Raw genomic sequence first — 22,146 nt, 5'->3', positions numbered from 1 at the left:
TCTAGTTTCTCCTCAAATATGCGAAGCATTAAGCCTTCAGGCTCAGGCCCATGGACTCAAGCTTGTCCTTCACTTCCTCGATCGACTTAACACCGAAGTTACGGATGTTGAGCAGATCGTTCTCCGAGAACTCAACGAGCTGACGGACCGAGTGAATGCTGGCGCGCTTAAGGCAGTTGTAGGAACGGACAGAAAGGTCCAGATCCTCAATCTGCTTGTCCAGCTCGGCGTTGTCGTTGGTGACCTCGGGAGCGAAGATCGAAGCCTCCTCCTCGACCTCGGGGGTCTCGGCAAGGTTCATAAAGGCAGCCATATGCTGGTTGATGATATTGGCAGCCTGGACCACGGCGTCGCGCGGGGCGATGGAGCCGTTGGTCTCGATCTCGAGGACAAGGCGGTCGTAGTCGGTGTGCTGACCGACACGGCAAGCCTCAACGAGCTTGGCGCAACGGGAAACCGGCGAGTACAGCGAGTCGACGTGGATCACACCGATGGGATCGTTGTCGCGCTTGTTGGCCTCGCCAGAAACATAGCCGCGGCCATAGCCGATGCGCATGCTCATGGTGAGATGGCCACCCTCGGTGAGCGTAGCGATGTGCTGCTCGGGGTTGACCAGCTCAAACTCGGACGGAATAAAGAAGTCCGCACCGGTGACCTCGCAGGGGCCGTCAACCGAGATGGTGGCGGTCGCCTCGTCGGTCGTGCCGAGAGCCCTGAAGACAAGACCCTTGACATTCAGGACGATGTCGGTGACATCCTCGACCATGTTAGGGATGGTCATGAACTCGTGCTGCGCACCATCGATCTGAATAGCCTCGACGGCGGCACCCTCGAGCGAGGACAGAAGAACGCGACGAAGGGAGTTACCCAGCGTATCGCCGTAACCACGCTCGAGCGGCTCGACGGAGACACGAGCAGACGTCTCGTTGATCTCTTCGACCTGAACCTGAGGCCTAATGAATTCTGACATGTATTACCTCCAGCCTCAGCAGCCCGGATGGACTACTTAGAGTAGAGCTCGACGATGAGCTGCTCGTTGATATCACCGCTGATCTGCTCACGCGTCGGCAGAGCGAGCACGTTACCAGACAGCTTCTCGATATCGACCTCGAGCCAGCCAGGGACCTCAAAGCGCTCGGAGGAAATCAGGGCCTCCTTGATGGGGAGGAGGTCACGGAACTTCTCGCCGACAGCGACGACGTCGCCGGCCTTGACGCGGTAGGACGGGATGTCCACGCGCTTGCCGTTCACGGTGAAGTGACCGTGACGGACGGACTGACGAGCCTCTTTGCGGGTACGGGCGAAGCCAAGACGGAAGACGACGTTGTCGAGGCGAGACTCAAGGATGATCATGAGGTTCTCACCGGTGACGCCGTTCATCTTGCGGGCCTTGTTGAAGTAGCCGTGGAACTGCTTCTCCAGAACGCCATAGATGAACTTGACCTTCTGCTTCTCGCGCAGCTGCATGCCGTACTCAGATTCCTTGCGACGGCGCTTGGGCTGACGGATAGATTCCTTCTTGCTGCTGTAACCGAGCTCAGCGGGATCGATCCCGAGCTGACGGCAGCGCTTAAGAACAGGAGTCCTGTCGATTGCCATATTGATACGATCCTTTCAGTTACACGCGGCGACGCTTCTTGGGGCGGCAGCCGTTGTGCGGGATGGGGGTCTTGTCCTGGATGCTCGAGACCTCGAGGCCAGCAGCCTGGAGGGAGCGGATGGCGGTCTCACGACCGGAGCCGGGGCCCTTGACGAAGACGGAAACCTTCTTCATACCGTGCTCCATGGCCTGCTTGGCAGCAGCCTCGGCAGCCATCTGGGCAGCGAACGGCGTGGACTTACGGGAGCCCTTAAAGCCCACCTGGCCAGCCGACTTCCAGGAAATGACGTTGCCCTGGGGATCGGTGATCGAAACGATCGTGTTGTTGAACGTAGAACGAATGTGAGCCTGGCCCACGGAAATGTTCTTACGGTCCGCGCGCTTCAGACGGGCAGCGCGAACGTTCTTCTTAGCAGTAGCCATCTATCTAGCGCTCCTTATTTCTTCTTCTTAGCACCGATCTGACGCTTCGGGCCCTTGCGGGTACGAGCGTTAGTGTGGGTGCGCTGGCCGCGGACCGGGAGGCCCTTGCGGTGACGAAGGCCGCGGTTGCAGCCGATGTCCATAAGGCGCTTGACGTTCTGGTTGCGCTCACGGCGGAGGTCGCCCTCAACCATGATCTGGTTCTTATCGATATAATCGCGGATGGCGTTAACCTCATCCTCGGTGAGGTCCTTAACGCGCGTATCCACGTTAACGTTGCACTCGACGCAGATCTTCGTCGCAGTGGTGCGGCCGATGCCGTAAATGTAGGTCAGACCGATCTCAACGCGCTTCTCACGCGGGAGGTCGACACCATTAATACGGGCCAACGTAGTCTCCTCTCTTAACCCTGACGCTGCTTATGACGGGGGTTCTCGCAAATAACGAGGACCTTGCCATGGCGCCTAATGATTTTGCACTTATCGCACATCTTCTTGACCGAAGGACGTACCTTCATCGTTCTTCCTTTCGGTAGCGCTCAAACTACTTCCCTACTATCCACTCGCCCAGCCGCAGGCGTTTAAAACTATGGCTGGTCTTCACACACAATCCGACCGTAGGTTGAGCTAAGCCTGCAGTCGGAAATGGAGTGCGTGTATGCGTGCCGCTATTTGTAGCGATAGGTGATGCGGCCGCGGGTCAGGTCGTACGGGGAAAGCTCCACGACAACCCTGTCACCGGGGAGAATACGGATGTAATTCATTCGGATCTTGCCAGAAATGTTGCACAGAACCGAATGACCGTTCTCGAGCTCGACCTTAAACATGGCGTTGGGCAGCGGTTCCTTTACCGTACCCTCGAGCTCAATTGCGTCTTCCTTCTTCACAAGCAATCATCTTTCTCTAGAAAACGACAGCGATTGAGTATTCTACAACACGTATGCACGCATCGTAATAACTTCGTAATGGCTCCACAACTAAATGGAACTTGTTACATTTCTCCGCCTTGGAGCGAACACCAAGCACCCTGCGCATCCGTGGTGAGAATCACCGGACCGTCATTGGTAATGGCGACGGTGTTCTCGTAGTGCGCGGCGGGCAGGTGGTCGTTGGTCGTAACAATCCAACCGTCGGAGCCCGTGCTCACATGGTTGGAACCCATCGTAACCATCGGCTCGATGGCAATGACCATGCCGGCCTGGAGGCGAACGCCCCTCCCCTTCTTTCCATAATTAGGAACGTTGGGGTCCTCATGCATCACGCGGCCAATGCCATGGCCCACATAGTCACGAAGCACGCCGTAACCGTGAGACTCGGCGAGGGACTGAACGGAATAACCAACATCCCCGATATGGTTACCGGGAACAGCCTGCTCGATGGCAGCCTTAAGGCAATCGCGCGTCACCTCGCACAGGGCCTTGGCCTCGGGCGTAGGGGTGCCGACGAAAAACGTCCAAGCGTTATCGCCAACCCAACCGTCGACAACGGCTCCCGTATCGATGGAGATGATATCGCCATCGCGCAGGATCATATCGGGGTTGGGAATACCGTGGACCACGGCATCGTTGATCGATGCGCAAATGGTTCCGGGGAACCCGCCGTAACCCTTAAAGGCCGGGGTGCCGCCATGCATGCGGATAATCTGCTCCGCGAGCTGATCGAGCTCAAAGGTCGAAACACCAGGGCGAACCATGGCCCCAACGTGGCGGAGCGCCATCTTAGATAGCGCTCCTGCCTTCTTCATCTGCTCGATTTGCGTTGCAGACTTAATCTTGATCATAGACCGAGAGCCTCTTTGACATCCCCGTACACGGTCTCGCGAGCCTGGTCACCGTTGACCGATTTGAGCAGACCCTGGCCACGATAGTAGTCGACGAGCGGGCTCGTGGACTTCTCGTAGACGTCGAGACGGTTCTTGATGGTCTCGGGCTTGTCGTCGTCGCGCTGATACATCTCGCCGGCGCACTTGGGGCAGGTAGCATCGGCAGCGGTGCCGGTGTAACCGCAGGCGCGGCAGGTGCGACGCGAAGACAGACGATCGATGATGACCTCGGGGGCCACGTCGACCAGAAGGGCGCAGTCGATCTCGCGACCCATGGCGGAGAGCTCGGAATCGAGTGTCACGGCCTGGGCGGTGTTGCGCGGGAAGCCGTCGAGGATGAAGCCCTGCTGGGCGTCATCGGCGGCAAGGCGCTCCTTGACAAGGTCGATCACGAGCTGGTCGGGAACGAGCTCGCCAGCGTCCATGTACTTCTTAGCCTGAATACCAAGCTCGGTGCCACCCTTGACGGCAGCACGCAGCAGGTCGCCCGTGGAAATGTGAGCGACGCCAAACTCGGCGACGAGCTCCTGTGCGACGGTGCCCTTACCGGCACCCGGAGCTCCGAGCAATACGAGGTTCATGAGCAATCCTCCTCTAGCCTATTTAAAGAATCCATCGTAATCATACATCTTGATCTGGCCTTCGAGCTTATCGACCGTGTCGAGCACGACGCCGACCATGATGAGGATGGACGTGCCGCCAAATGCCTGGATCAGCTGGTTACCCGTGAAGGAGAAGATGATCGAAGGCACGATGGCGATGAGCGCCAAAAAGACAGCGCTGGGAAGCGTGATCTTATTGAGCGCGTTCTTGATGTAGGCCGCGGTAGCCCTACCCGGACGCACGCCCGGAATAAAGCCGCCCTGCTTCTTAAGGTTGTCGGCCGTGTCATCGGGGTTGAACACCATGGAGGTGTAGAAGTACGCGAAGAACACGATGAGGACAACGTTAAGCACCCAGTTGAGCCAACCGGTCGAAAGCGCGGAGGCAACTGCCTGAATCCAGCCGATGCCGGGGAAGAACACGGCAATCTGAGCCGGGAAGTACAGCAGCGCCGAAGCGAAGATGATCGGCACGACACCCGCGGTGTTGACCTTGATGGGCAGATAGGTGGTCTGGCCACCCATCATGCGACGGCCCACGACGCGTTTGGCGTAGGAGACCGGGATGCGGCGCTGGCCGCGCTCAAGGAAAACAATCAGCGGGATAACCAGCAGGATGATGGCGCAGATGATCACCATGGTGATGATGCCACCGGCATTGCCCTCGGTGCTGGAGAAGATCGCCTGCGGCAGACCAGCCATGATGTTCGCAAAGATGATCAGCGACATGCCATTGCCGATACCGCGCTGGGTGATGAGCTCACCAATCCACATGATCAGCATGGCGCCCGCGGTGAGCGTACCGACGATCATGAGGTCGAAGATGATCTCGGGAGCGCCGGCGCCATTGAAGCTGATGCCGAAGCTCTTAAAGAGGAAGAGGTAACCCACGGAGTTGAGGATTGCCAGAGCCAAGGTGAGGTAACGCGAATACTGCGTAATCTTGGTCTGACCGACCTCGCCCTCGCGGGCAAGCTCATGCAGGGAAGGCACAACGGCCTGGAGCATCTGGAGGATGATCGAGCTGGTGATGTAAGGCATGATGCCCAGCGAAAACACCGACACATAGCTCAACGCGCCGCCAGAGAAAAGATTCAGGAGGGCCATAGCACCTGCGGCGACCGAATTGTTATCGGTCGAGAAAAGGCCCAGCATCCCCTGGAAGGGAATGCCGGGCACAGGAACGTGCGCACCAATGCGGTACACGACGAGCATAGCTATGGTAAAAAGAATCTTTTCGCGCAATTCTTTGATGCGGAAAGCATTCTTAAGACCATTTAGCACGGCAGCTCGACCTTTCCGCCGGCGGCCTCGATCTTGGCCTGCGCAGAAGCGCTGACCTTGTCGACCTTGACCGTGAACTTCTTGGTGAGCTCACCATTGCCGAGCACCTTGACGGGCTCGAACTCGCTCTTGGTGATGCGAGCGGCCTTAAGAGCGGCACCGTCGATCACAGCGCCGTCCTCGAACTTACGCTCGAGACGCTCAACGTTAACAGCGGTGTACTCGATACGACGGGGATTGCGGAAGCCCGGAAGCTTGGGCAGGCGCATAGCCAGCGGAGTCTGGCCACCCTCGAAGCCGGCACCCTTGGTGCCGCCAGAGCGAGAGCCCTGGCCCTTCTGACCGCGGCCAGAAGTGGTGCCGTGACCCGAAGAATTGCCACGGCCGACGCGCTTGCGGTTCTTGGTGGAACCGGGCGCGGGAGTAAGATCGTGAAGCTGCATTTGCTACTCCTCTACAATCTCGACAAGGTGCTTGACCTTGAAGATCATGCCGCGGACGGACTCGTTGTCAGCAATCTCGCGAACCTCGCGGATCCTGTGGAGACCGAGGGCACGGACAGTACGGACCTGGTCCTGCTTGCAACCGTTGGTGCTGCGGACCTGCTTGATCTTGATGGTGTCAGCCATGCTTAGTTCTCCTTACCGACGAACATCTCGGAGACCGTCAGGCCACGGCGAGCCGCGACGTCCTCAGGGCTGGAGAGCTCCTTGAGGCCCTCGACGGCAGCCTTGATGATGTTGAGGCCGTTGTCGGTACCGAGGGACTTGGACAGGACGTTCTTGATGCCAGCAAGCTCGAAGAGGGGACGCACAGCGCCGCCGGCGATAACGCCGGTACCCTCGACAGCGGGCTTGATGATGATGCGGCCGGCACCAAAGTGGCCGAGAACCTCGTGCGGGATGGTGCCCTGCTCGGTCACCGGCACGTGGAACATGTTCTTCTTGGCATCGAGAGACGCCTTGGAGATGGCCAGGGGCACCTCAGCGGACTTGCCCATGCCAACGCCGACGTTGCCCTTGCCGTCGCCAACGACGACGAGAGCGACGAGGCTCATGCGACGACCACCCTTGACGGTCTTCGACACGCGGTTGATGTAAACGACGCGCTCCTCGAACTCGGAGGCCTCGCGCTGCTGCTTCTGATTACGAGCCATGTGCTACATACCTCCTAGAACTCGAGACCGGCGGCACGAGCACCGTCGGCGAGGGCCTTGACGCGGCCATGGTAGATACGGCCACCGCGATCGAAGGCGACCTTGGTGATGCCGGCCTCGATGGCACGCTTGCCAACGAGCTGACCGACCTTCTCCGCGGCCTCCTTGTTCGAGGTGTGGGTGCCCTTGAACTCGGCCTCGAGGGTCGAGGCAGAGACGAGCGTCAGGCTGGAGCCCTTGCTGTCGTCGATGATCTGGGCATAGATGTTGGCGTTAGTACGGGTCACGCGAAGACGCGGACGCTCGGCGGTACCCGAGACCTTGCCGCGAACACGACGCTGACGACGCTTGAGGCCTTCCAGCTTCGCCTTATGCTTGTTCATACGTAAACTCCTAAAAAGGTTGATCTTGCCAGCACCTGACGGGGTGCTGGTCTTATGCGAGTGAGTCGGTTACGACTACTTGGCGGCCTTACCCAGCTTGCGGCGGATGTGCTCGCCAACGTAGTGGATACCCTTGCCCTTGTAAGGCTCGGGAGGACGATGGCCGCGGATCTCAGCGGCGATCTGACCGACCTGCTGCTTGTTGATACCCTTGACGTTCACGTGGGTGTTGTCGGGAACCTCGAAGGTGATGCCCTCGGGAGCCTCGACGATCACGGGGTGCGAGAAGCCCAGGGAGAACTCGAGGTTCTTGCCCTTCTGCTGCACGCGGTAACCGACGCCGGCGAGCTCGAGCTTCTTCTCGAAGCCCTCGGAAACGCCGACAACCATGTTGTGGATGAGGGCGCGGGTGAGGCCGTGGCGGGCACGGGTCTCACGCTCGTCGTCGGGACGGGAAACGGTGAGGACGTTGTCCTCGACGTTGATAGCGAGCTTCTCAAAGACATCGAGCTCGAGCTGGCCCTTGGGGCCCTTGACGACAACGTTGTTGCCGTTGACTGCCACTTCGACTCCGGCGGGAATCTGGACAGGCTTATTACCGATACGAGACACGGTGATCTCCTTTCCTTCTACCTACCGAGCGAATTACCAGACGTAAGCGATGATCTCGCCGCCGACGTTGTGCTTGCGAGCATCGCGGTCGGTCATGACGCCATGGCTGGTGGAAATAATGGCGGTACCAAGGCCACCGCGGACGCGGGGCATGTCGGCAACGCCGGTGTACTTACGCAGGCCCGGCTTGGAAATGCGGCGGATGCCGTTGATGACCTTAGCCTTCTTGGGACCATACTTAAGCGTGATGTGCAGAGTCTTCTGGGGAACGGTGTCCTCGACATCGTAGCCCTCGATGTAGCCCTCCTCGTGCAGAACACGAGCGATCTCGACGAGCTTCTTGCTGCTCGGCATGGAGACCGTGGCCTTGTTCACAGAGTTAGCGTTACGGATGCGCGTAAGCATATCTGCGATCGGGTCTGTAAGGTTCATACAGATTCTCCTTCGTTCTTGATGAACACGTGCTCTTGGTTCTTCGCCGCCCTTAACGGCAAAGCCTTTTTAGCGCGTTTTCCCTGTTCCAAACTGATGCTTGAAACGCTGGTAGTGACTTACCAGCTGGCCTTCTTAACGCCGGGAAGCTCGCCCTTGAGTGCAAGCTCGCGGAAGCAGACACGGCACAGGCCGAACTTGCGGTACACAGAGTGCGGACGGCCGCAGCGCTGGCAGCGCGTGTACTCACGAGTAGAGAACTTCTGCTTGCGATTGCACTTGACGATCATCGATGTCTTAGCCACTTATATCCTCCTCACATAGAGTATTGTTCGCCCCAAGCGCCGCCCCCTTGTGGGAACGGCGCTTATAGGGCAGGTGAACCTATTTCTTGAACGGGAAACCGAAGGCGTCCAGAAGGGCCTTGGCCTCCTCATCGGTGTTGGCGGTGGTCACGAAAGTGATGTCCATACCACGCTGGTGATCGACGGAATCGAAGTCGATCTCGGGGAAGATGAGCTGCTCGGTAACGCCCATGGAGAAGTTACCACGGCCGTCGAAGCTCTTGGCGGAGATGCCGCGGAAGTCGCGGATACGGGGGATCGCGACGGAGGTCAGACGATCGAAGAACTCCCACATACGGTCGCCACGCAGGGTAACCTTGCAGCCGATCGGCATACCAGCGCGCAGGCGGAAGGTAGCGATGGACTTGCGGGCACGGGTGATCATCGGCTGCTGACCGGTGATGGCGCGCAGGTCGCGCACGGCACCGTCGATGGCCTTGGAATCGGTAGCGGCCTCGCCGACACCCATGTTCACGACGATCTTCTCAAACTTGGGGATCATCATGACGTTCTCGTACTGGAACTTGTCCTGAAGCTGCTGCTTGACCTCGTTGTTGTACTTGGTCTTCAGACGCGGCACATACTTCTCTTCTGCCATTGTTCACTCCTTCTTGGGGTTTTAAGCACGGGGCGTGGCCACGATGGGTTGTCCTCGTGCCTCCTGGCTGCATCCGCGCCGCTCATGGCATTTCGCGGTTTGGACTCGACGCAGCAGGAGCCGACAAAACAATCGGTACTATACGCGCATTGGGTGCGTATTTCCAGAAAAACCTCGTCTGCCTGCACAACTCCACAACTCCCCCGCACAAATGGGTCCCAAAAAGCAGTTGCGGTGAAATACGGACTGTTTAAGCCTGTTAAGCCGCCAAACAGTCCGTATTTCACCGCAACTTATTGATGGGGATGAGACTATCGCTTGCGGGGGACGAGTTTGGTGCGGCGCAGGTGGATCATCTCGGCGGCGATGGAGATGGCAATCTCCTCGGGGTCCTCGGCCTCGATGGCGACTCCGATCGGCAGGTGCAGCTCGTCGATTTGCTCCTGCGTAAAGCCCTCCTGCTCCAGGCGGGCGCGCACAAAGGCCGTCTTGCGGCGCGAGCCCAAGCAGCCCAGATAGGCGGGTTTGGCGCGCATGGCCTGAATCACCACGTCGATATCGGACTTGTGACCCGCCGTGGCGACTACCACCAGGTCGCGCGGGCCGATGGGGCACAGCTCGCTCAGGTTCTTGTAATCAACCAGACGACGGTCGTAGACACCGGACACCCATTCGGGGGTCAGTGTGCCGGGGCGGTCGTCGCAAGCCACGACGGCAAAGCCCGCCGCCGTGAGCACCCGCGCCGTCGCTGCGCCCACGTGGCCGCAGCCAAAGATATAGGTCAGGCCCTCGGGGCAGAGCGTCTCGATGTGCGCCGCGGGAATCTCGGAGGCCGCGTTGGTGTAGGTGACCTTACTCCCCTCCTCCACCAGCGAAAGCCCGGGACAGCCGTCAATGGTATGGCGCGATGCCTCGCCATGGTACTCAGCCACATCGCCCTCGAGCGCGCTTGCGATAAACGGCTCAAAGTCAATGACGAAGTCGCCGATGCGTCGATACGCCAGCACATTGGCAATCTCCTGGAACAACGGTGCCTTGGTCGCGTCCAGGTGCAGATAGCACAGGCAGATAGCTCCGCCGCAAATCATGCCGGTATCGGAGTTCTCGCCGCCCATGGCGTAGCGGACCAGACGCGATTTACCCCCGGCCAGCAGCTCGCGCGCCTCGTCCAGCGCAAAGAGCTCAATCTTGCCGCCGCCGATAGTGCCCGCCTGGCTGCCATCGGCAAAGACAGTCATCCATGCGCCCACACCGCGCGGGGACGACCCCGCCGTACCGGCCACTACCACCAGCTCGCACGTCTCGCCAGCACGCAGGGCGGCAAGCGCCGCATTCACCACATCGAGCTTTTCCATTGCCGCCTTCTATCCTCTAAAGACATCGGTGAGCATAGCAAGCGCCTCGAGCACGCCGCCGCCGACCGATGTCGCCTTGTCCGAAATATAGTTGATATAGTTGGCGTCGCCGCGCGGATCGACATCGGCGCATTTAAAGCCCTCAGTCACCCGCACGCCGTTCGCCAAAAGCCCGCGCAGACAGCCATCGATCTGCGTGCACATGGGCGTATCGCCCGCGTAGCCAATCACGTCTCCGGCACTCACGATGTCGCCGATTGCGCGGTCGGACCGAAACACGCCGGCGGCGGGGCTGTGGATAACACGTTCCTTGCCATAGCCGGCGATGACAGCCGGCACGCCCGTGTTGGGCTGGGGCGAACCTTGGGTAATGACACGGCCGAGAAAATGCCCGCGCATGGTCTCGACCACGGCGTCGCAGTCAACCGGCGCGGTAAAGCCCGGCCCCACAGCGATGACGGCAGGCGCCATGTCGCGCGTGGTGCCCAAGTTGCGCTTAGCCAAAATCGCGTCGACCACAGCCGCGGGTTTAAGCTCATCGAGCATCTTGGCCTGAGGGTCCACCACAACGGCGACGTCTCCCGCCTCGGTAATCTCAAGCGCCTCAGCCGGCGTCTGCGCCAAGCAAGCGCGAATGCCTTCGACCTCGACCTCGCCCAGGCGAATGGCCTCGCAAAAACAGATTGTGCGGCGGATGCACGTGGGAACCGCGATATCGGCCATAACGACCGAAACGCCGGCGCGCACCAAGCGAGCGGCGACGCCCGTGGCGATATCGCCGGCGCCGCGAACATAAACGAGCATTCCCGGGGCACCTCCCTGTGCTACGGTTTGAGCAGAGCAAAAGCGGTTCGGCCGCTACTCTGATGATTATTTATTATCACAGTATTATACGGCGGTGAACAGATGGAAACGACGAGCGGAAACCTTGCCTCCGCGCTCAAGATCGAGCCGGGCATTACCGCGATTATCGGCAGCGGCGGCAAGTCGACGCTGCTGAAGACGCTGGGTCTCGAGCTCATGCGCACTGGCGGCCGCGTGCTCCTCTGTACCACCACACACATGTTTCCCGTCGCCGGCGTGCCATGGGACGGGTCGAGCCGTCGCCTGGACGCCGCGCCTTGGAAGCCGGGGACCCTACATGTTCCCGGCTGCACCTGCGAGGCATGCGCGGGACTTGCCCGCGGAAGCATCTGCCAGGCGGGTGTTTTGGACCCGGAGACAGGCAAGCTCTCCGCTCCCGCCGAGCCACTCGACGAGCTGGCGCAGCGCTTTGACTATGTGTTGGCCGAGGCAGATGGTAGCAAGCGACTCCCGCTCAAGGCGCATGCCGCCTGGGAGCCGGTAATTCCCGCCGCCACGGCAAACGTTGTCTGGGTCGTCGGCGCCTCGGGGCTGGGCAAGCCCATCGCCGAGGTTGTCCACCGCCCCGAGCTCTTCTGCGAGCGCTGTGGCTGCGAGCCCACCGACGCTGCCACCCCAGAGCGCGTCGCCCAGGTGCTCAATGCCGAGCTGCAGATGCTGAACCTCAACAATGCCCGTATCATGCTCAACCAAGTCGACACGCTTGCCGGTCCAACGATGGCAGATCGCTTCGAGGCCGCCCTCGGCCGCTCCCTCATCGCCACCAACCTCAAGGGGTAGCTAAAAGAGCCCCGTCCCAAATTAGCTACCCCGGCATCCTTGCTGTTAGCGGGGGACGTAGCGACCGGGCTGGGCTCCGGTGGGCTCGCCGTCGCGCGCGGCCAGCACGCCGTTCACAAACACAGCCTTGGCGCGGCCGTGCGCCTCAAAGCCCTCGAGTGGCGTGTAGTCCACGGCCTGATGCTGCGTCGCGGCACTGATTGTCCAACGCGCCTTGGGATCCCACACGCACACGTCGGCATCGGCACCCTCGGCAAGACAGCCCTTGCGCGGATACATGCCAAAAACGCGCGCCGGATTCTCGCTCATCAGGCGGCACAGATCCTCGGGGCCCAGCTGTCCCTCAAAGCTCGTAGCGATCGCGACGGGACGATGCTCCACACCGGGTCCACCGTTGGGAATCGCGCGGAAGTCGTCACGCCCACGGTCCTTTTGCCCGTGCAGGTTAAAGCTGCAATGATCGGTCGCAATAGTATCGATCTCGCCAGCCACAAGCGCCTCGCGCAGCGCGGCACGGTCGCCGGCATGGCGCAGCGGCGGGCTCATCACGTACTTGGCGCCCGCAAAGCCGTCCTCGCCCTGCTCCAGATAGCAGGTGTTGTCGAGCATCAGATACTGAGGGCATGTCTCGACATAGATATTCTTCTGCCCGCGCGCTTTGGCAGCGCGAATGGCCTCGAGCCCCAGCTTGGTCGAAAGGTGCACCACGTTGACCGGAGCGTCCCCGGCCAAGTGCGCCAGATACAGCAGGCGGCTCACGGCCTCGGCCTCACACACGTCCGGACGGCTGAGCGCATGGCCCTCGGGCCCGTGGATACCCTGCTCAAACACGCGCTTCTGCAGTTCATTCACCAGCGTACCGTTCTCGCAATGCACGCACAGTATGCCGCCAATACGCTTGAGCTCCTCCAGCACCTCGAGTGTCTCGGCATCGTCCAGGCGCAGATGATCGTAGGCAAAGTAGGTCTTGAACGACGATACGCCTGCCTCGCGCATGGCCGAGAGGTCGGCGCGATTGCGCTCGTTCCACTCGGCGAGTGCCATATGAAAGGCGTAGTTGGCCGTGCAGGTTCCGTCAGCGCGGCGATGCCACTCGGCCAAGGCATCGGGCATGGTCACGCCGCGATCGGCCGTCGCGTAGTCCACAATGGTCGTCGTGCCGCCGCAGGCAGCCGCGCGCGTGCCGGTCTCAAAGCTATCGGCTGTCCAATCCATGCCGGTCCAGCACTGCATGTGCGTGTGCCCATCGATAAAGCCCGGGAACACCCAGCAGCCCGCAGCATCCTCGACGGTATCGCCCTCGGCCGGCTCAATCGCCGCGGCAATCCGCACGATCTTATCGCCATCCATGGCAAGATCGGCGCGGTGAAGCCCCTGGGGCGTCACGAGCGCGCCGTTTTTGATGATGATCATAATTGCTCCTTATTGATTGATGCAGTTGGCCACGCGATCAAAATACGAGCAGGCGGCGATATGCTCCGTTATGCGTCGCCGTCCCTTGACGGTATCGACGTCCCACAGCTCGTAGGCACGCGCCTCGACCAGCACCACGTCGGTACGGTCCTTGAGGATCGAACCGCCGCCGTCCTTACCCTCAAGACACATAAGTGCATCGAACAGTTCCGCCGGAAAGAGCACCGGGCTCGAAGGCTCACCGTTGCACGCAAGACGCACCGGATGCTTGCGGCCATGCTCGTCAAATGCACGAACCATAGCCTCAAAAGAATCCGGACTCACGAGCGGCTGGTCGCCCGGCAAAAAGAGGCAGCCTTTCCAGTTGCGTGCGACCCCCCACGAAAGGCCCGCACGGACGCTTTCGCTGCGCAACTCGCCATCGTGCAGCACGCACGGGCAATGCTTGTCCTCGCAAATCTGGGCAACCTCGGGCCAACGCGTCGAAACCACAACGTCAAAGCCCCGGGGAACCGAATCGATAGTCCGGGCAATCAGCGGCTTGCCATAGATGTCGGCGAGCATCTTGTTGGAGCCAAACCGCTTGCCCTCGCCCGAAGCCATAATGACGCAACCAAGTTTCATGGCGATACCTCCCCTGAAACCATCGTACCCATAACTCGCGTCGCGGGGCATCTACATCGAAAGCGCTTATCCCGCACGCCCACGATGCAAAAAGGGGCACCCCGCCGGTTGGCAGAGCGCCCCCTTTACATGGCTTACCTCAACCCAGCTTTAGGCCTGGAACCAACGGGCGGTGTTGCGCTCGTCGAGGGCCTTGAGGGTAGCGGCGGGATCGGCAACCTTCTGCAGGAACATCATGGCTGCGATGGCGTACGGCTTGTAGCTGGCCTCCTTGTACATGCCCACGCGGTGCATGTCGAAGACGTCGGCGTTGACCTCGCCGTGCTCGCAAGAGACACCGGAGATGTCGGCGGGCAGCGGGTGCATAAAGATGGTGTCCTGGCCGTTGGCGGTCTTCTCCATGAGCTCGGTCGTGGAGCACCAATCCTGATGAGTGGCGTTCTGGGCGAGCAGCTCCTTCTCGAGCGCTGCGATGCCGGCGTCGTCGCCCTCGGCGTACAGGTTGGTACGCTTCTCCATGGCGGCAAACGGAGCCCAGCTCTTGGGGATCACGATGTCGGCGCCCTCGAAGGCCTCGGCCATGGTGTTGACCTGCTTAAAGGTGGTGCCGGACTCGGCGGCGTAGCCCTTAGCGCGCTCGACGACCTCGGGCATGAGGTCGTAGCCCTCGGGGTGGGCCAGGGTGACGTCCATGCCAAAGCGGGGCAGCAGGCTGATCAGCGACTGCGGGCAGGACAGCGGCTTGCCGTAAGAGGGCGAGTAGGCCCAGGTAACGGCAACCTTCTTGCCCTTGAGGTTCTCGAGGCCGCCAAACTCGTTGATGAGGTAGAGCATGTCGGCAGAGGACTGCGTGGGGTGGTCGGAATCGGACTGCAGGGAGATGAGCGTGGGACGGTGATCCAGAACGCCATCCTCGTAGGCCTGCTGGACAGACTCGGAGACCTCGGCCATGTAGGCGTCGCCCTTGCCGATGTACATGTCGTCGCGGATGCCGATGACGTCGGCCATGAAGGAGATCATGGTAGCGGTCTCGCGGACGGTCTCGCCGTGAGCGATCTGGGACTTCTTCTCGTCCAGGTCCTGCAGCTCAAGGCCGAGCAGGTTGGCGGCCTTAGAGAAGGAGAAGCGCGTACGGGTGGAGTTGTCGCGGAACAGAGAGACGGCCAGACCCGAGTCGAAGATCTTGGACGAAACGTTGTTCTCGCGCAGCTCGCGCAGGGCGTCGGCGACGATGTAGAGCGCCTTGAGCTCATCGGTGGTCTTGTCCCAGGTGTGCAGGAAGTCGCTGCCGTACATACCCTTAAAATCGAGGCCGTTCAGCTGCTCGACGAGCTCGGTAAACTTAGCGTCCATGTAAATATCCTTTCCAAAGATGAAACGATCGCAATGAGTAGATGTGCTCCGGCATGCGCGTGTGGCTAGAACATGCAGAGCGCTATGACGAGGACCCGCTACCGTTGAGGAAGCATGGGAGATAACGACCGCGGGCCCCAAGTCAACAGGGGGTGCCGGGGACACGAGCGGCCCCCGGCTCAACAAGATCAAGGAATGGGACTAGTCGATCTTGTTGTTGGTCAGACCGGCGCGGAACACGGTGGCGTCGCCATCGGCCTGGCTCGGATCGTAGAGGTTCAGGGCAGCCACATACATGGCGGCAGCGGTGACCAGGTCGTCCTTGTAGGTGACCTCGTTGGGAGCGTGAGCCTGAGACTCGGCACCCGGGCCAAAGCCAACGCAGGGGATGCCATAGCGGCCCTGGATGGAGACGCAGTTCGTGGAGAAGGTCCACTTGTCGCACAGCGGGCGACCGGTGCGCTTGTCCATGCTGGGCTCGCAGCCGATGCGCTCGTCACCGAACATGGCCTTGTGGGCGTCGACGAGGGCCTTGACGTGCGGAGCGGTCTCCTTGTTGATCCACGTGGGGAAGTAAGCCTCGGTCTCGTAGACCTCGCCGGTCCAGGACGGACGGTCGTACATGTACATGGAGACCTTCACGTCGTCGCCGTACTTCTTGGCGGCCGGCAGGTTGCGGATCTCGTCCAGGCAGGACTCCCAGGTCTCGCCGGCGGTCATACGACGGTCGATGGAGATGGCGCAGGAGTCAGCGACAGCGCAGCGGCTGGGGCTGGTGTAGAAGATCTGGCTGACGGTGCAGGTGCCGCGGCCCAGGAAGCGAGCGTCCTCAAAGTGCTCGGGGTTGTACTTGGGGTCGAGCATCTTGACGAGGCCCTTGATGTCGGTCGACTCGTCGCAGCCGTTGTTGTTGAGGGCGCGGACGTCGGCGATGATGTCGGCCATCTTGTAGATGGCGTTATCGCCGCGGTCGGGAGCGGAACCGTGGCAGGAGGTGCCGTGAACATCGACGCGGATCTCCATGCGGCCGCGGTGACCGCGATAGATGCCGCCGTCGGTGGGCTCAGTGGAAATGACGAACTCGGGCTTAATGCCGTCCTTGTTGTAGATGTACTGCCAGCACATGCCGTCGCAGTCCTCTTCCTGGACGGTGCCGACGACCATAATCTTGTAGCCCTCGGGGATGAGGCCCATGTCCTTCATCATCTTGGCAGCGTAGGTAGCGGAAGCCATGCCGCCCTCCTGGTCAGAACCGCCGCGGCCGTAGATGATCTCGTCGGTCTCGTAGCCCTCATAGGGATCGGCATCCCAGTTCTCGATGTTGCCGATGCCGACGGTGTCGATGTGAGAGTCGATAGCGATGATCTTGTCGCCCTCGCCCATAAAGCCCATAACGTTGCCCAGGCCGTCGACCTTGACCTCGTCATAGCCAAGGCTCTCCATCTCGGCCTTGATGCAGGCAACAACCTCACCCTCCTCGCAAGACTCAGAGGGGTGAGAGATCATGGCGCGCAGGAAGCGAGTCATATCAGCACGATGAGACTCAGCAGCAGCCTTGATAGCGTCGAAATCGAGTTCTTTAGCCATAACAGTCAACCTTTCTACAAGGGTTTACCTACAGGTAGATATTTCAGATAGATCACTTGTGCCAAGCGGCGTGAGGTTGAGCACCCCACAAGCAAGTAACCATAGGAGGCGGACGGAGGACTTTGCTCCGTCGCGAGTTCCGCACGAGCCGGAGAGCACTTAATGTGCTCTCTGTGCGAGCAGGACTGTCCGAGCAGGGAGTAAAGTCCTCCGGCTGCCTCCGGACAGGTCAGTCTGCTAGCAGGTCGGATACTCGCCCTCCCAGACGATGCGACGGTACTGATCCGGATCGGTGTCGCCCTCGGTGGAGAAGCAGAGCACGGAGCTCGTCTTGTCCAGGCCGATGAGCTCCTTGAGCTCGGCGTACTCGGGATCGAGCATAAGGGTCTCGACCAGACCGGTGGTCACGGCGCCGGACTCGCCGGAGATAACGCGCGGGTCGCCCTTCTCGGGAGCGCCCAGGGTGCGCATGCCGCGAGCGGTGACCCAGTCGGGGCAGGACACGAAGGCGGTGGTGTGGTTGCGCAGGATATCCCAACCCAGGATGTTGGGCTCGCCGCAGCACAGGCCGGCCATGATGGAGGGCATGTCGCCGTCCACGATGCGCGGATCGCCGTCGCCGGCGGCAGCGCCCTTGTACAGGCAGGCGGCAGGCGCGCACTCGACCACGACGAAGGTGGGCGGGTTATCGGGATACAGGTTGGTGAAGTAGCCCACCACGGCGCCGGCGAGCGAGCCCACGCCAGCCTGGACAAAGACGTGCGTCGGGCGGTTGATGGCCATCTCGCGCAGCTGCTCGGCAGCCTCGGAAGCCATGGTGCCGTAGCCCTCCATGATCCAGGACGGGATCTTCTCGTAGCCCTCCCAGGCGGTATCCTGAACGATGACGCCGCGCTCGCAGGCGTCGGCCTCGGCGGCGGCCATGCGCACGCACTCGTCGTAGTTGACCTCTTCGATGGTCACCGTGGCGCCCTCGGCGGCGATGTTATCAAAGCGGGGCTTGGTGGAACCCTTGGGCATGTGCACGACGGCCTTCTGGCCCAGCTTGTTGGCAGCCCATGCCACGCCGCGGCCATGGTTGCCGTCGGTGGCGGTAAAGAAGGTGGCCTGACCAAAGTCCTTGGCAAGCTGATCGGAGGTCAGGTAATCGAAGGTGCACTCGGCAACGTCCTTGCCGGTCTCGTCGGCAATGTAGTTGGCCATGGCAAACGAACCGCCCAGAACCTTAAAGGCGTTGAGGCCAAAGCGATAGCTCTCGTCCTTAACGCACAGGTTGGAAAGGCCCAGGCGCGCAGCCTGACCATCCAGGCGGGCAAGCGGAGTGACGGTGTACTGAGGGAACGACTGGTGGAAGGCGCGGGCCTTCTTCACGTGGTCGAGGCTCATGATTCCCAAGTGCTTGTCATCGCTCTTGGGCATCGTGTTGCCCGCCCACTGGATCTTATCGGCCATACGGTGAACTCCTTAAGTCCTCTCTTGCCGGCCCCCGCATACGCGTTTCAGCCCATTCCCATTCATGCGACTGAACTTTTATGTGGATGCCAAACAAAAAGTTTGTTAGCACTGTTCTATCACACTTTTTGATTGGTAAACCTAACAAATTGTTTGTTGCCGTAATCGGTACCTTTTCGCCGCCGAACGGTCACATAACGCAGCGACGCTTTCGTTATTTGCGAACAAGTGTGGTTTATGGCAAAGTGTGCCCAAACTAATTTTTAGGAAGGCACCCATGACCCCCGCACAGATTGAGTTTTATAAGCGCCTTGCACACGGCCTGGCGCTCCAATTTGGCCCCAACTGCGAAGTCGTCGTCCACGATCTGGAGACCGAGGACGTGGACCACTCCATCGTGGTGATCGAAAACGGCCACGTCAGCGGGCGCAAACTGGGTGACGGCCCCAGCCATATTGTGTTTGAGTCCATGCACGAGGGCACCACCGACGTGCACGACCGCGAGCCGTACCTCACCAAAACCACCGACGGCAAGCTGCTCAAGTCCTCGACCATCTTTATCCGCAACGACGAGGGCAAGCCCGTCGGCATTTTGGGCATCAACTTTGACATTACGCTTATGAAGGCTTTTGAGCGTTCGCTCGACGCCTTTACCGGCACCGGCGGCACGGGCTATACCGAGCCCGAGCCCATTACCAAGAACATCGGTGACCTGCTCGAGGACCTGCTGCACGAGTGCGAGCAGTTTGTGGGCAAGCCCGCGGCACTTATGACCAAAGATGAGCGCATTCGCGCCATCGGCTACCTCGACCGTCGCGGCGCCTTCCTCATTTCCAAGTCGAGCGAGCGCGCCTGCGAGTTCTTTGGCATCTCCAAGTACAGCTTCTATAGCTACCTCAATGAGGCCAAGGCGGCGACAGGCGACAAGTAGGCACTCGCCTGGATTGCCCCTCCCCTTTGGGCGCGAGTTCTGGAAAGCACGAATCCAAGACCGAGCCGCTTGGGAAGTTCCATATAATCGATGTCATTAGTATTTCGAAAGGGTGGAACAGAATGGCGTTGAGCAAGGCATCATGCACCGGTCGCGGATTGATTCCGGCAATTGGTGGACATGTGCACCGCATGTTCGATGAGGGTGAAGACGACCTGTTTTCGCTGAGCCTTGACGACGTGATGGATGATCGCCCGTGGACCGCCGACGAACTCATGGGTGGCGGGGCTCGCCCGTCAAGCCCCAATCCCGCACTTGCGCCTAAGCCCGCATCTGCGCCGACTCCTGCGCAGTCGCCTGTTTCGACGCCCGCGCCTACACCCGCACCCACTTCGGCGCCCACACCCGCTCCCCGCCCCGCAAGCGACCCGTCCGAGACGGCGGCATTTCTCGCTGCAGCGACGCAGGGCAAATCGGCCGACAGCACCGTTATGTACAACGCCCAGCAGTTGCCCGTTCCTGCGGCACGCAAGCCTCCGGTCACAAGGCTCGATGAGCCCGTTGCCCATCAGGTTGCCTACGATTCCTGGGCTGCAGCCGATCTGGATGAGACCTCTACCGGCATGCCGGCGCTCGACGTTCCAGTTAACCCGCTTTTTGCCGCCAACACGAGCGCCGCGGACTATGAGGGCGGTGCGGCATATTCCGATTATTCCGATGGCTATGCTGGCACCGATCGCATCGAGACCGAGGATTATGGCACCGCATCGAGCGATTATCTCAACGATCCGTACGCTGCCACGCCTGCACCGGAATATGACCCGGAGGCCGCGTCCGCGCCGGCGTATACCAAAAGCACGGGCGAAGAGCGCTTCGCCGATTATTACGCCGAGGAAAAGGCACTGCATTTCTCGGAATTTCCGCAGGCAGTCAAGGTTGCCTTTATCGCCATTGTCATTGCCCTGCTCGGCGTCATTGCGTTTGAGGGATTCCGTCTGTTCTCCGGCCCCACCCAAGCGGAGTCGGAGACCCAGCAAAAAGAGAACGATGACGAGTACCTGGACATCAACACCCTCAAGGGCGACCCCAACGACGGAGACGACGAGTAGCGAGAGCTGAAGGCGGCCGCAGGATCCCGCATCCAGCACCGGCTTCTAAGTGCTGTCTTGTTATCCAGCTACACTTTTCCGGATAATTTGCCTATCGAATTTGACACTTTTCCGTACTTTTAAACGGCTGATTTCGACACTTTTCCGGATGAAAGCCGAATAATCACTTGGGAAACCAACGCCATCCGCGCGTCATTTCGCGGATGGCGTTGATTTCTGTCCGTACACGTTGATAGACTCCATCGTGCCCGCAAGGAGCGGGCGTGTTTTATCCAGAGTCGGGGTAGAGAGTTGGCTCCACGATCCCGACGCCAACCGGCCAAGAGGCACGGTGGCCCTGCCAACATCGATGAAAGGAGTCCGTATGGACAATTTCTCTGTGCGCAGTGAGCGCAACTTCCACAACCTGATCGTCAAGCCAAAACGAATGCATCTTCTAGACGAGCCGAGCGGCTACACCTCGGCTTTGGTGAAGAGCAGCCTCTCCCACCAGATGCGTTTTACGGTGCAAAAGCTCGAGGAAGAGCCCTGTGCTGCTGGCAACCCACATGTTCTGCAGATCAAGCTACTCGGAGACGACTCGCGCGAGCCGTCCAACTGGAAGCTCTTCGCCGACGGCGCATGCATCGCGAACGGTTCAGGAGAATTTGCCCGTGAATGCTTCTGCGAGGGAGCCGAGGTGTTCCTGGACCTGTGCGGCGACGCCGTACGCGCGGCCGAGCTGCGTCAGTGGAGCCAAAGGGAGTACGAGCTGCTGAGTGCCGTGCGCGGGATTGCAATGATTTAGAAACAGAGCGGTGGCGTTATCGAACTGTCGACGCCGCCGCCTCCCCAACGCCCGTCGTGCTCAACGATCAGATCGACCTCAAGGCCCTTCTCATCTCGGAAATAATGAACACTGTTGTCGACACCGCCGTAGGTGGAAAGGAACACGCGCACGTCGCGCAGGATGAGATTCTCAAAGAGCATCCCCAGCGTTTGCATATCGCCAAGCAGCCGCTCAGGGGTAGCCCCCAGCAACGCCGCCGCAAGTGACGGGTCACAGAAGTAGCGCTTGGGGCGCACGCGAACGCGGGCCTTCGAGCGCACATACTGGCCTGCTCTCTCGCGCAAGCTCGTCCGAAAACCCAAGGTTTGCAGGTCACCGCTCCTGCAGCGCCAGCGGGCGACGTCATCCTGCGAAATTACGCCATTCTCAATGCAGTTTTTACGCCGTTTTCATTGTAGGTTTTACGCTCGGCATCCTTGGCGCGGCGCTTGCTCAACCACCGGACCAGCGAATTGCCCGGATTCTGGGACGTGCTTTCCGCTCCAGGATCGCGTGCGCGGACGTGGTGTAAGAGTGCCTTGAGGTCCGTCGCTGTGAACTCCAATGCTACTCCTTCTTGAGACCGTGCTTCTCGACTATCTCGTCCACGATCTC

Annotated in this window: 30 protein-coding genes and 1 riboswitch; of the genes, 4 read left to right on the top strand and 26 right to left on the bottom strand. The window is 60.3% G+C overall.

Annotation, left to right across the window (positions count from 1 at the left end; genetic code table 11):
- Positions 1-28 precede the first annotated feature (28 nt).
- The 19 genes from AQ996_RS07195 to yqeB form a co-directional block, all read right to left on the bottom strand.
- Positions 29-970, bottom strand: coding sequence for a DNA-directed RNA polymerase subunit alpha (locus tag AQ996_RS07195; protein WP_006235276.1), 942 nt, complete (start codon positions 968-970; stop codon positions 29-31).
- Positions 971-1,002: 32 nt separating this feature from the next.
- The gene (rpsD, locus tag AQ996_RS07190; RefSeq protein ID WP_006235275.1) at positions 1,003-1,599 is read right to left on the bottom strand and encodes a 30S ribosomal protein S4; all 597 of its coding nucleotides are present in this window, start codon (positions 1,597-1,599) and stop codon (positions 1,003-1,005) included.
- 19 nt (positions 1,600-1,618) lie between these two features.
- The gene (gene rpsK, locus AQ996_RS07185; RefSeq protein ID WP_006235274.1) at positions 1,619-2,023 is read right to left on the bottom strand and encodes a 30S ribosomal protein S11; all 405 of its coding nucleotides are present in this window, start codon (positions 2,021-2,023) and stop codon (positions 1,619-1,621) included.
- A gap of 14 nt (positions 2,024-2,037) precedes the next feature.
- Positions 2,038-2,412: a 30S ribosomal protein S13 gene (gene rpsM, locus AQ996_RS07180; RefSeq protein ID WP_022094275.1), complete on the bottom strand. Its 375-nt coding sequence runs from the start codon at positions 2,410-2,412 to the stop codon at positions 2,038-2,040.
- Between the two features lie 14 nt (positions 2,413-2,426).
- Complete coding sequence (gene rpmJ / locus AQ996_RS07175; protein ID WP_006363204.1) at positions 2,427-2,540, bottom strand: 50S ribosomal protein L36; 114 nt, start codon at positions 2,538-2,540, stop codon at positions 2,427-2,429.
- 150 nt (positions 2,541-2,690) lie between these two features.
- The gene (infA, locus tag AQ996_RS07170; RefSeq protein ID WP_035137443.1) at positions 2,691-2,909 is read right to left on the bottom strand and encodes a translation initiation factor IF-1; all 219 of its coding nucleotides are present in this window, start codon (positions 2,907-2,909) and stop codon (positions 2,691-2,693) included.
- A 104-nt stretch (positions 2,910-3,013) separates the two neighbouring features.
- The gene (map, locus tag AQ996_RS07165; protein ID WP_055252239.1) at positions 3,014-3,802 is read right to left on the bottom strand and encodes a type I methionyl aminopeptidase; all 789 of its coding nucleotides are present in this window, start codon (positions 3,800-3,802) and stop codon (positions 3,014-3,016) included.
- Positions 3,799-4,425: an adenylate kinase gene (locus tag AQ996_RS07160; protein WP_055252238.1), complete on the bottom strand. Its 627-nt coding sequence runs from the start codon at positions 4,423-4,425 to the stop codon at positions 3,799-3,801. The genes map and AQ996_RS07160 overlap by 4 nt, the downstream gene beginning before the upstream one ends.
- Before the next feature lie 18 nt (positions 4,426-4,443).
- On the bottom strand, positions 4,444-5,730 hold the full coding sequence (gene secY, locus AQ996_RS07155) for a preprotein translocase subunit SecY (protein WP_055252237.1): 1,287 nt from the start codon (positions 5,728-5,730) through the stop codon (positions 4,444-4,446).
- On the bottom strand, positions 5,724-6,173 hold the full coding sequence (gene rplO, locus AQ996_RS07150) for a 50S ribosomal protein L15 (protein WP_006235267.1): 450 nt from the start codon (positions 6,171-6,173) through the stop codon (positions 5,724-5,726). Before rplO ends, secY begins: the two co-directional genes overlap by 7 nt.
- A gap of 3 nt (positions 6,174-6,176) precedes the next feature.
- Positions 6,177-6,359: a 50S ribosomal protein L30 gene (gene rpmD / locus AQ996_RS07145; RefSeq protein ID WP_006235266.1), complete on the bottom strand. Its 183-nt coding sequence runs from the start codon at positions 6,357-6,359 to the stop codon at positions 6,177-6,179.
- A gap of 2 nt (positions 6,360-6,361) precedes the next feature.
- Positions 6,362-6,886: a 30S ribosomal protein S5 gene (gene rpsE / locus AQ996_RS07140; protein ID WP_055252236.1), complete on the bottom strand. Its 525-nt coding sequence runs from the start codon at positions 6,884-6,886 to the stop codon at positions 6,362-6,364.
- A 14-nt stretch (positions 6,887-6,900) separates the two neighbouring features.
- Positions 6,901-7,269, bottom strand: coding sequence for a 50S ribosomal protein L18 (rplR, locus tag AQ996_RS07135; RefSeq protein WP_055252235.1), 369 nt, complete (start codon positions 7,267-7,269; stop codon positions 6,901-6,903).
- A gap of 75 nt (positions 7,270-7,344) precedes the next feature.
- Entirely contained in the window at positions 7,345-7,881 is a 537-nt protein-coding gene (rplF, locus tag AQ996_RS07130; protein WP_006235263.1) for a 50S ribosomal protein L6, read from the bottom strand.
- 33 nt (positions 7,882-7,914) lie between these two features.
- A complete protein-coding gene (gene rpsH / locus AQ996_RS07125; RefSeq protein ID WP_006235262.1) occupies positions 7,915-8,313 on the bottom strand; it encodes a 30S ribosomal protein S8 in 399 nt (132 codons plus the stop codon).
- 119 nt (positions 8,314-8,432) lie between these two features.
- Positions 8,433-8,618 carry a type Z 30S ribosomal protein S14 gene (locus tag AQ996_RS07120; RefSeq protein WP_022094280.1) on the bottom strand — a complete coding sequence of 62 codons (186 nt, stop codon included), beginning with the start codon at positions 8,616-8,618 and terminating at the stop codon, positions 8,433-8,435.
- Positions 8,619-8,697: 79 nt separating this feature from the next.
- Positions 8,698-9,255 (bottom strand): 50S ribosomal protein L5, encoded by a 558-nt coding sequence (gene rplE, locus AQ996_RS07115; protein WP_006235260.1) that lies wholly within the window; start codon positions 9,253-9,255, stop codon positions 8,698-8,700.
- Positions 9,256-9,566: 311 nt separating this feature from the next.
- Positions 9,567-10,610, bottom strand: coding sequence for an XdhC family protein (locus AQ996_RS07110; protein WP_055252234.1), 1,044 nt, complete (start codon positions 10,608-10,610; stop codon positions 9,567-9,569).
- Between the two features lie 9 nt (positions 10,611-10,619).
- Positions 10,620-11,414, bottom strand: coding sequence for a selenium-dependent molybdenum cofactor biosynthesis protein YqeB (gene yqeB / locus AQ996_RS07105; RefSeq protein ID WP_055252233.1), 795 nt, complete (start codon positions 11,412-11,414; stop codon positions 10,620-10,622).
- 102 nt (positions 11,415-11,516) lie between these two features.
- On the opposite strand from yqeB, the gene yqeC reads away from it, so the two are divergent.
- Positions 11,517-12,254: a selenium cofactor biosynthesis protein YqeC gene (gene yqeC, locus AQ996_RS07100; protein ID WP_055252232.1), complete on the top strand. Its 738-nt coding sequence runs from the start codon at positions 11,517-11,519 to the stop codon at positions 12,252-12,254.
- 45 nt (positions 12,255-12,299) lie between these two features.
- On the opposite strand, the gene hydA is transcribed toward yqeC, so the two are convergent.
- The 5 genes from hydA to dpaL form a co-directional block, all read right to left on the bottom strand.
- Positions 12,300-13,667 carry a dihydropyrimidinase gene (gene hydA / locus AQ996_RS07095; RefSeq protein ID WP_055252231.1) on the bottom strand — a complete coding sequence of 456 codons (1,368 nt, stop codon included), beginning with the start codon at positions 13,665-13,667 and terminating at the stop codon, positions 12,300-12,302.
- 9 nt (positions 13,668-13,676) lie between these two features.
- Entirely contained in the window at positions 13,677-14,291 is a 615-nt protein-coding gene (locus tag AQ996_RS07090) for a nucleotidyltransferase family protein (RefSeq protein ID WP_055252230.1), read from the bottom strand.
- A 150-nt stretch (positions 14,292-14,441) separates the two neighbouring features.
- Positions 14,442-15,644 carry a knotted carbamoyltransferase YgeW gene (ygeW, locus tag AQ996_RS07085; RefSeq protein WP_055252229.1) on the bottom strand — a complete coding sequence of 401 codons (1,203 nt, stop codon included), beginning with the start codon at positions 15,642-15,644 and terminating at the stop codon, positions 14,442-14,444.
- A gap of 201 nt (positions 15,645-15,845) precedes the next feature.
- Positions 15,846-17,231, bottom strand: coding sequence for a YgeY family selenium metabolism-linked hydrolase (locus tag AQ996_RS07080; RefSeq protein WP_055252228.1), 1,386 nt, complete (start codon positions 17,229-17,231; stop codon positions 15,846-15,848).
- Between the two features lie 237 nt (positions 17,232-17,468).
- Positions 17,469-18,683, bottom strand: a complete 1,215-nt coding sequence (gene dpaL / locus AQ996_RS07075; protein WP_055252227.1) for a diaminopropionate ammonia-lyase — start codon at positions 18,681-18,683, stop codon at positions 17,469-17,471.
- Positions 18,684-18,960: 277 nt separating this feature from the next.
- On the opposite strand from dpaL, the gene AQ996_RS07070 reads away from it, so the two are divergent.
- From AQ996_RS07070 to AQ996_RS07060, 3 genes are all read left to right on the top strand, one after another.
- Positions 18,961-19,614: a helix-turn-helix transcriptional regulator gene (locus tag AQ996_RS07070; RefSeq protein ID WP_055252226.1), complete on the top strand. Its 654-nt coding sequence runs from the start codon at positions 18,961-18,963 to the stop codon at positions 19,612-19,614.
- A gap of 122 nt (positions 19,615-19,736) precedes the next feature.
- On the top strand, positions 19,737-20,723 hold the full coding sequence (locus AQ996_RS07065) for a hypothetical protein (protein ID WP_055252225.1): 987 nt from the start codon (positions 19,737-19,739) through the stop codon (positions 20,721-20,723).
- A 265-nt stretch (positions 20,724-20,988) separates the two neighbouring features.
- Positions 20,989-21,079, top strand: a riboswitch (SAM riboswitch).
- 8 nt (positions 21,080-21,087) lie between these two features.
- The gene (locus AQ996_RS07060) at positions 21,088-21,510 is read left to right on the top strand and encodes a hypothetical protein (protein WP_055252224.1); all 423 of its coding nucleotides are present in this window, start codon (positions 21,088-21,090) and stop codon (positions 21,508-21,510) included.
- Here AQ996_RS07060 and AQ996_RS09835 read toward each other — a convergent pair.
- Both AQ996_RS09835 and AQ996_RS07050 read right to left on the bottom strand, forming a co-directional pair.
- Positions 21,507-21,836, bottom strand: a complete 330-nt coding sequence (locus AQ996_RS09835; protein ID WP_055252223.1) for a DUF4143 domain-containing protein — start codon at positions 21,834-21,836, stop codon at positions 21,507-21,509. The two genes, AQ996_RS07060 and AQ996_RS09835, sit on opposite strands and share 4 nt — an antisense overlap.
- Before the next feature lie 71 nt (positions 21,837-21,907).
- Positions 21,908-22,146 (bottom strand): hypothetical protein (locus AQ996_RS07050; RefSeq protein WP_148315891.1); only part of this gene is annotated, 239 nt, incomplete at its 5' end.

It is taken from the genome of Collinsella aerofaciens, from assembly GCF_001404695.1.
GTDB classification, from domain to species: Bacteria; Actinomycetota; Coriobacteriia; order Coriobacteriales; family Coriobacteriaceae; genus Collinsella; species Collinsella aerofaciens_E.
This window is presented reverse-complemented; position numbering and strand designations above follow the sequence as displayed.

Bases quoted from the DNA above. Each gene is read 5' to 3' on its own strand.
- AQ996_RS07195 (WP_006235276.1), bottom strand. From the start codon at position 970: ATGTCAGAATTCATTAGGCCTCAGGTTCAGGTCGAAGAGATCAACGAG.
- rpsD (WP_006235275.1), bottom strand. From the start codon at position 1,599: ATGGCAATCGACAGGACTCCTGTTCTTAAGCGCTGCCGTCAGCTCGGG.
- rpsK (WP_006235274.1), bottom strand. From the start codon at position 2,023: ATGGCTACTGCTAAGAAGAACGTTCGCGCTGCCCGTCTGAAGCGCGCG.
- rpmJ (WP_006363204.1), bottom strand. From the start codon at position 2,540: ATGAAGGTACGTCCTTCGGTCAAGAAGATGTGCGATAAGTGCAAAATC.
- map (WP_055252239.1), bottom strand. From the start codon at position 3,802: ATGATCAAGATTAAGTCTGCAACGCAAATCGAGCAGATGAAGAAGGCA.
- AQ996_RS07160 (WP_055252238.1), bottom strand. From the start codon at position 4,425: ATGAACCTCGTATTGCTCGGAGCTCCGGGTGCCGGTAAGGGCACCGTC.
- rplO (WP_006235267.1), bottom strand. From the start codon at position 6,173: ATGCAGCTTCACGATCTTACTCCCGCGCCCGGTTCCACCAAGAACCGC.
- rpmD (WP_006235266.1), bottom strand. From the start codon at position 6,359: ATGGCTGACACCATCAAGATCAAGCAGGTCCGCAGCACCAACGGTTGC.
- rpsE (WP_055252236.1), bottom strand. From the start codon at position 6,886: ATGGCTCGTAATCAGAAGCAGCAGCGCGAGGCCTCCGAGTTCGAGGAG.
- rplR (WP_055252235.1), bottom strand. From the start codon at position 7,269: ATGAACAAGCATAAGGCGAAGCTGGAAGGCCTCAAGCGTCGTCAGCGT.
- rpsH (WP_006235262.1), bottom strand. From the start codon at position 8,313: ATGAACCTTACAGACCCGATCGCAGATATGCTTACGCGCATCCGTAAC.
- rplE (WP_006235260.1), bottom strand. From the start codon at position 9,255: ATGGCAGAAGAGAAGTATGTGCCGCGTCTGAAGACCAAGTACAACAAC.
- AQ996_RS07110 (WP_055252234.1), bottom strand. From the start codon at position 10,610: ATGGAAAAGCTCGATGTGGTGAATGCGGCGCTTGCCGCCCTGCGTGCT.
- yqeB (WP_055252233.1), bottom strand. From the start codon at position 11,414: ATGCTCGTTTATGTTCGCGGCGCCGGCGATATCGCCACGGGCGTCGCC.
- yqeC (WP_055252232.1), top strand. From the start codon at position 11,517: ATGGAAACGACGAGCGGAAACCTTGCCTCCGCGCTCAAGATCGAGCCG.
- hydA (WP_055252231.1), bottom strand. From the start codon at position 13,667: ATGATCATCATCAAAAACGGCGCGCTCGTGACGCCCCAGGGGCTTCAC.
- AQ996_RS07090 (WP_055252230.1), bottom strand. From the start codon at position 14,291: ATGAAACTTGGTTGCGTCATTATGGCTTCGGGCGAGGGCAAGCGGTTT.
- ygeW (WP_055252229.1), bottom strand. From the start codon at position 15,644: ATGGACGCTAAGTTTACCGAGCTCGTCGAGCAGCTGAACGGCCTCGAT.
- AQ996_RS07080 (WP_055252228.1), bottom strand. From the start codon at position 17,231: ATGGCTAAAGAACTCGATTTCGACGCTATCAAGGCTGCTGCTGAGTCT.
- dpaL (WP_055252227.1), bottom strand. From the start codon at position 18,683: ATGGCCGATAAGATCCAGTGGGCGGGCAACACGATGCCCAAGAGCGAT.
- AQ996_RS07070 (WP_055252226.1), top strand. From the start codon at position 18,961: ATGACCCCCGCACAGATTGAGTTTTATAAGCGCCTTGCACACGGCCTG.
- AQ996_RS07065 (WP_055252225.1), top strand. From the start codon at position 19,737: ATGGCGTTGAGCAAGGCATCATGCACCGGTCGCGGATTGATTCCGGCA.
- AQ996_RS07060 (WP_055252224.1), top strand. From the start codon at position 21,088: ATGGACAATTTCTCTGTGCGCAGTGAGCGCAACTTCCACAACCTGATC.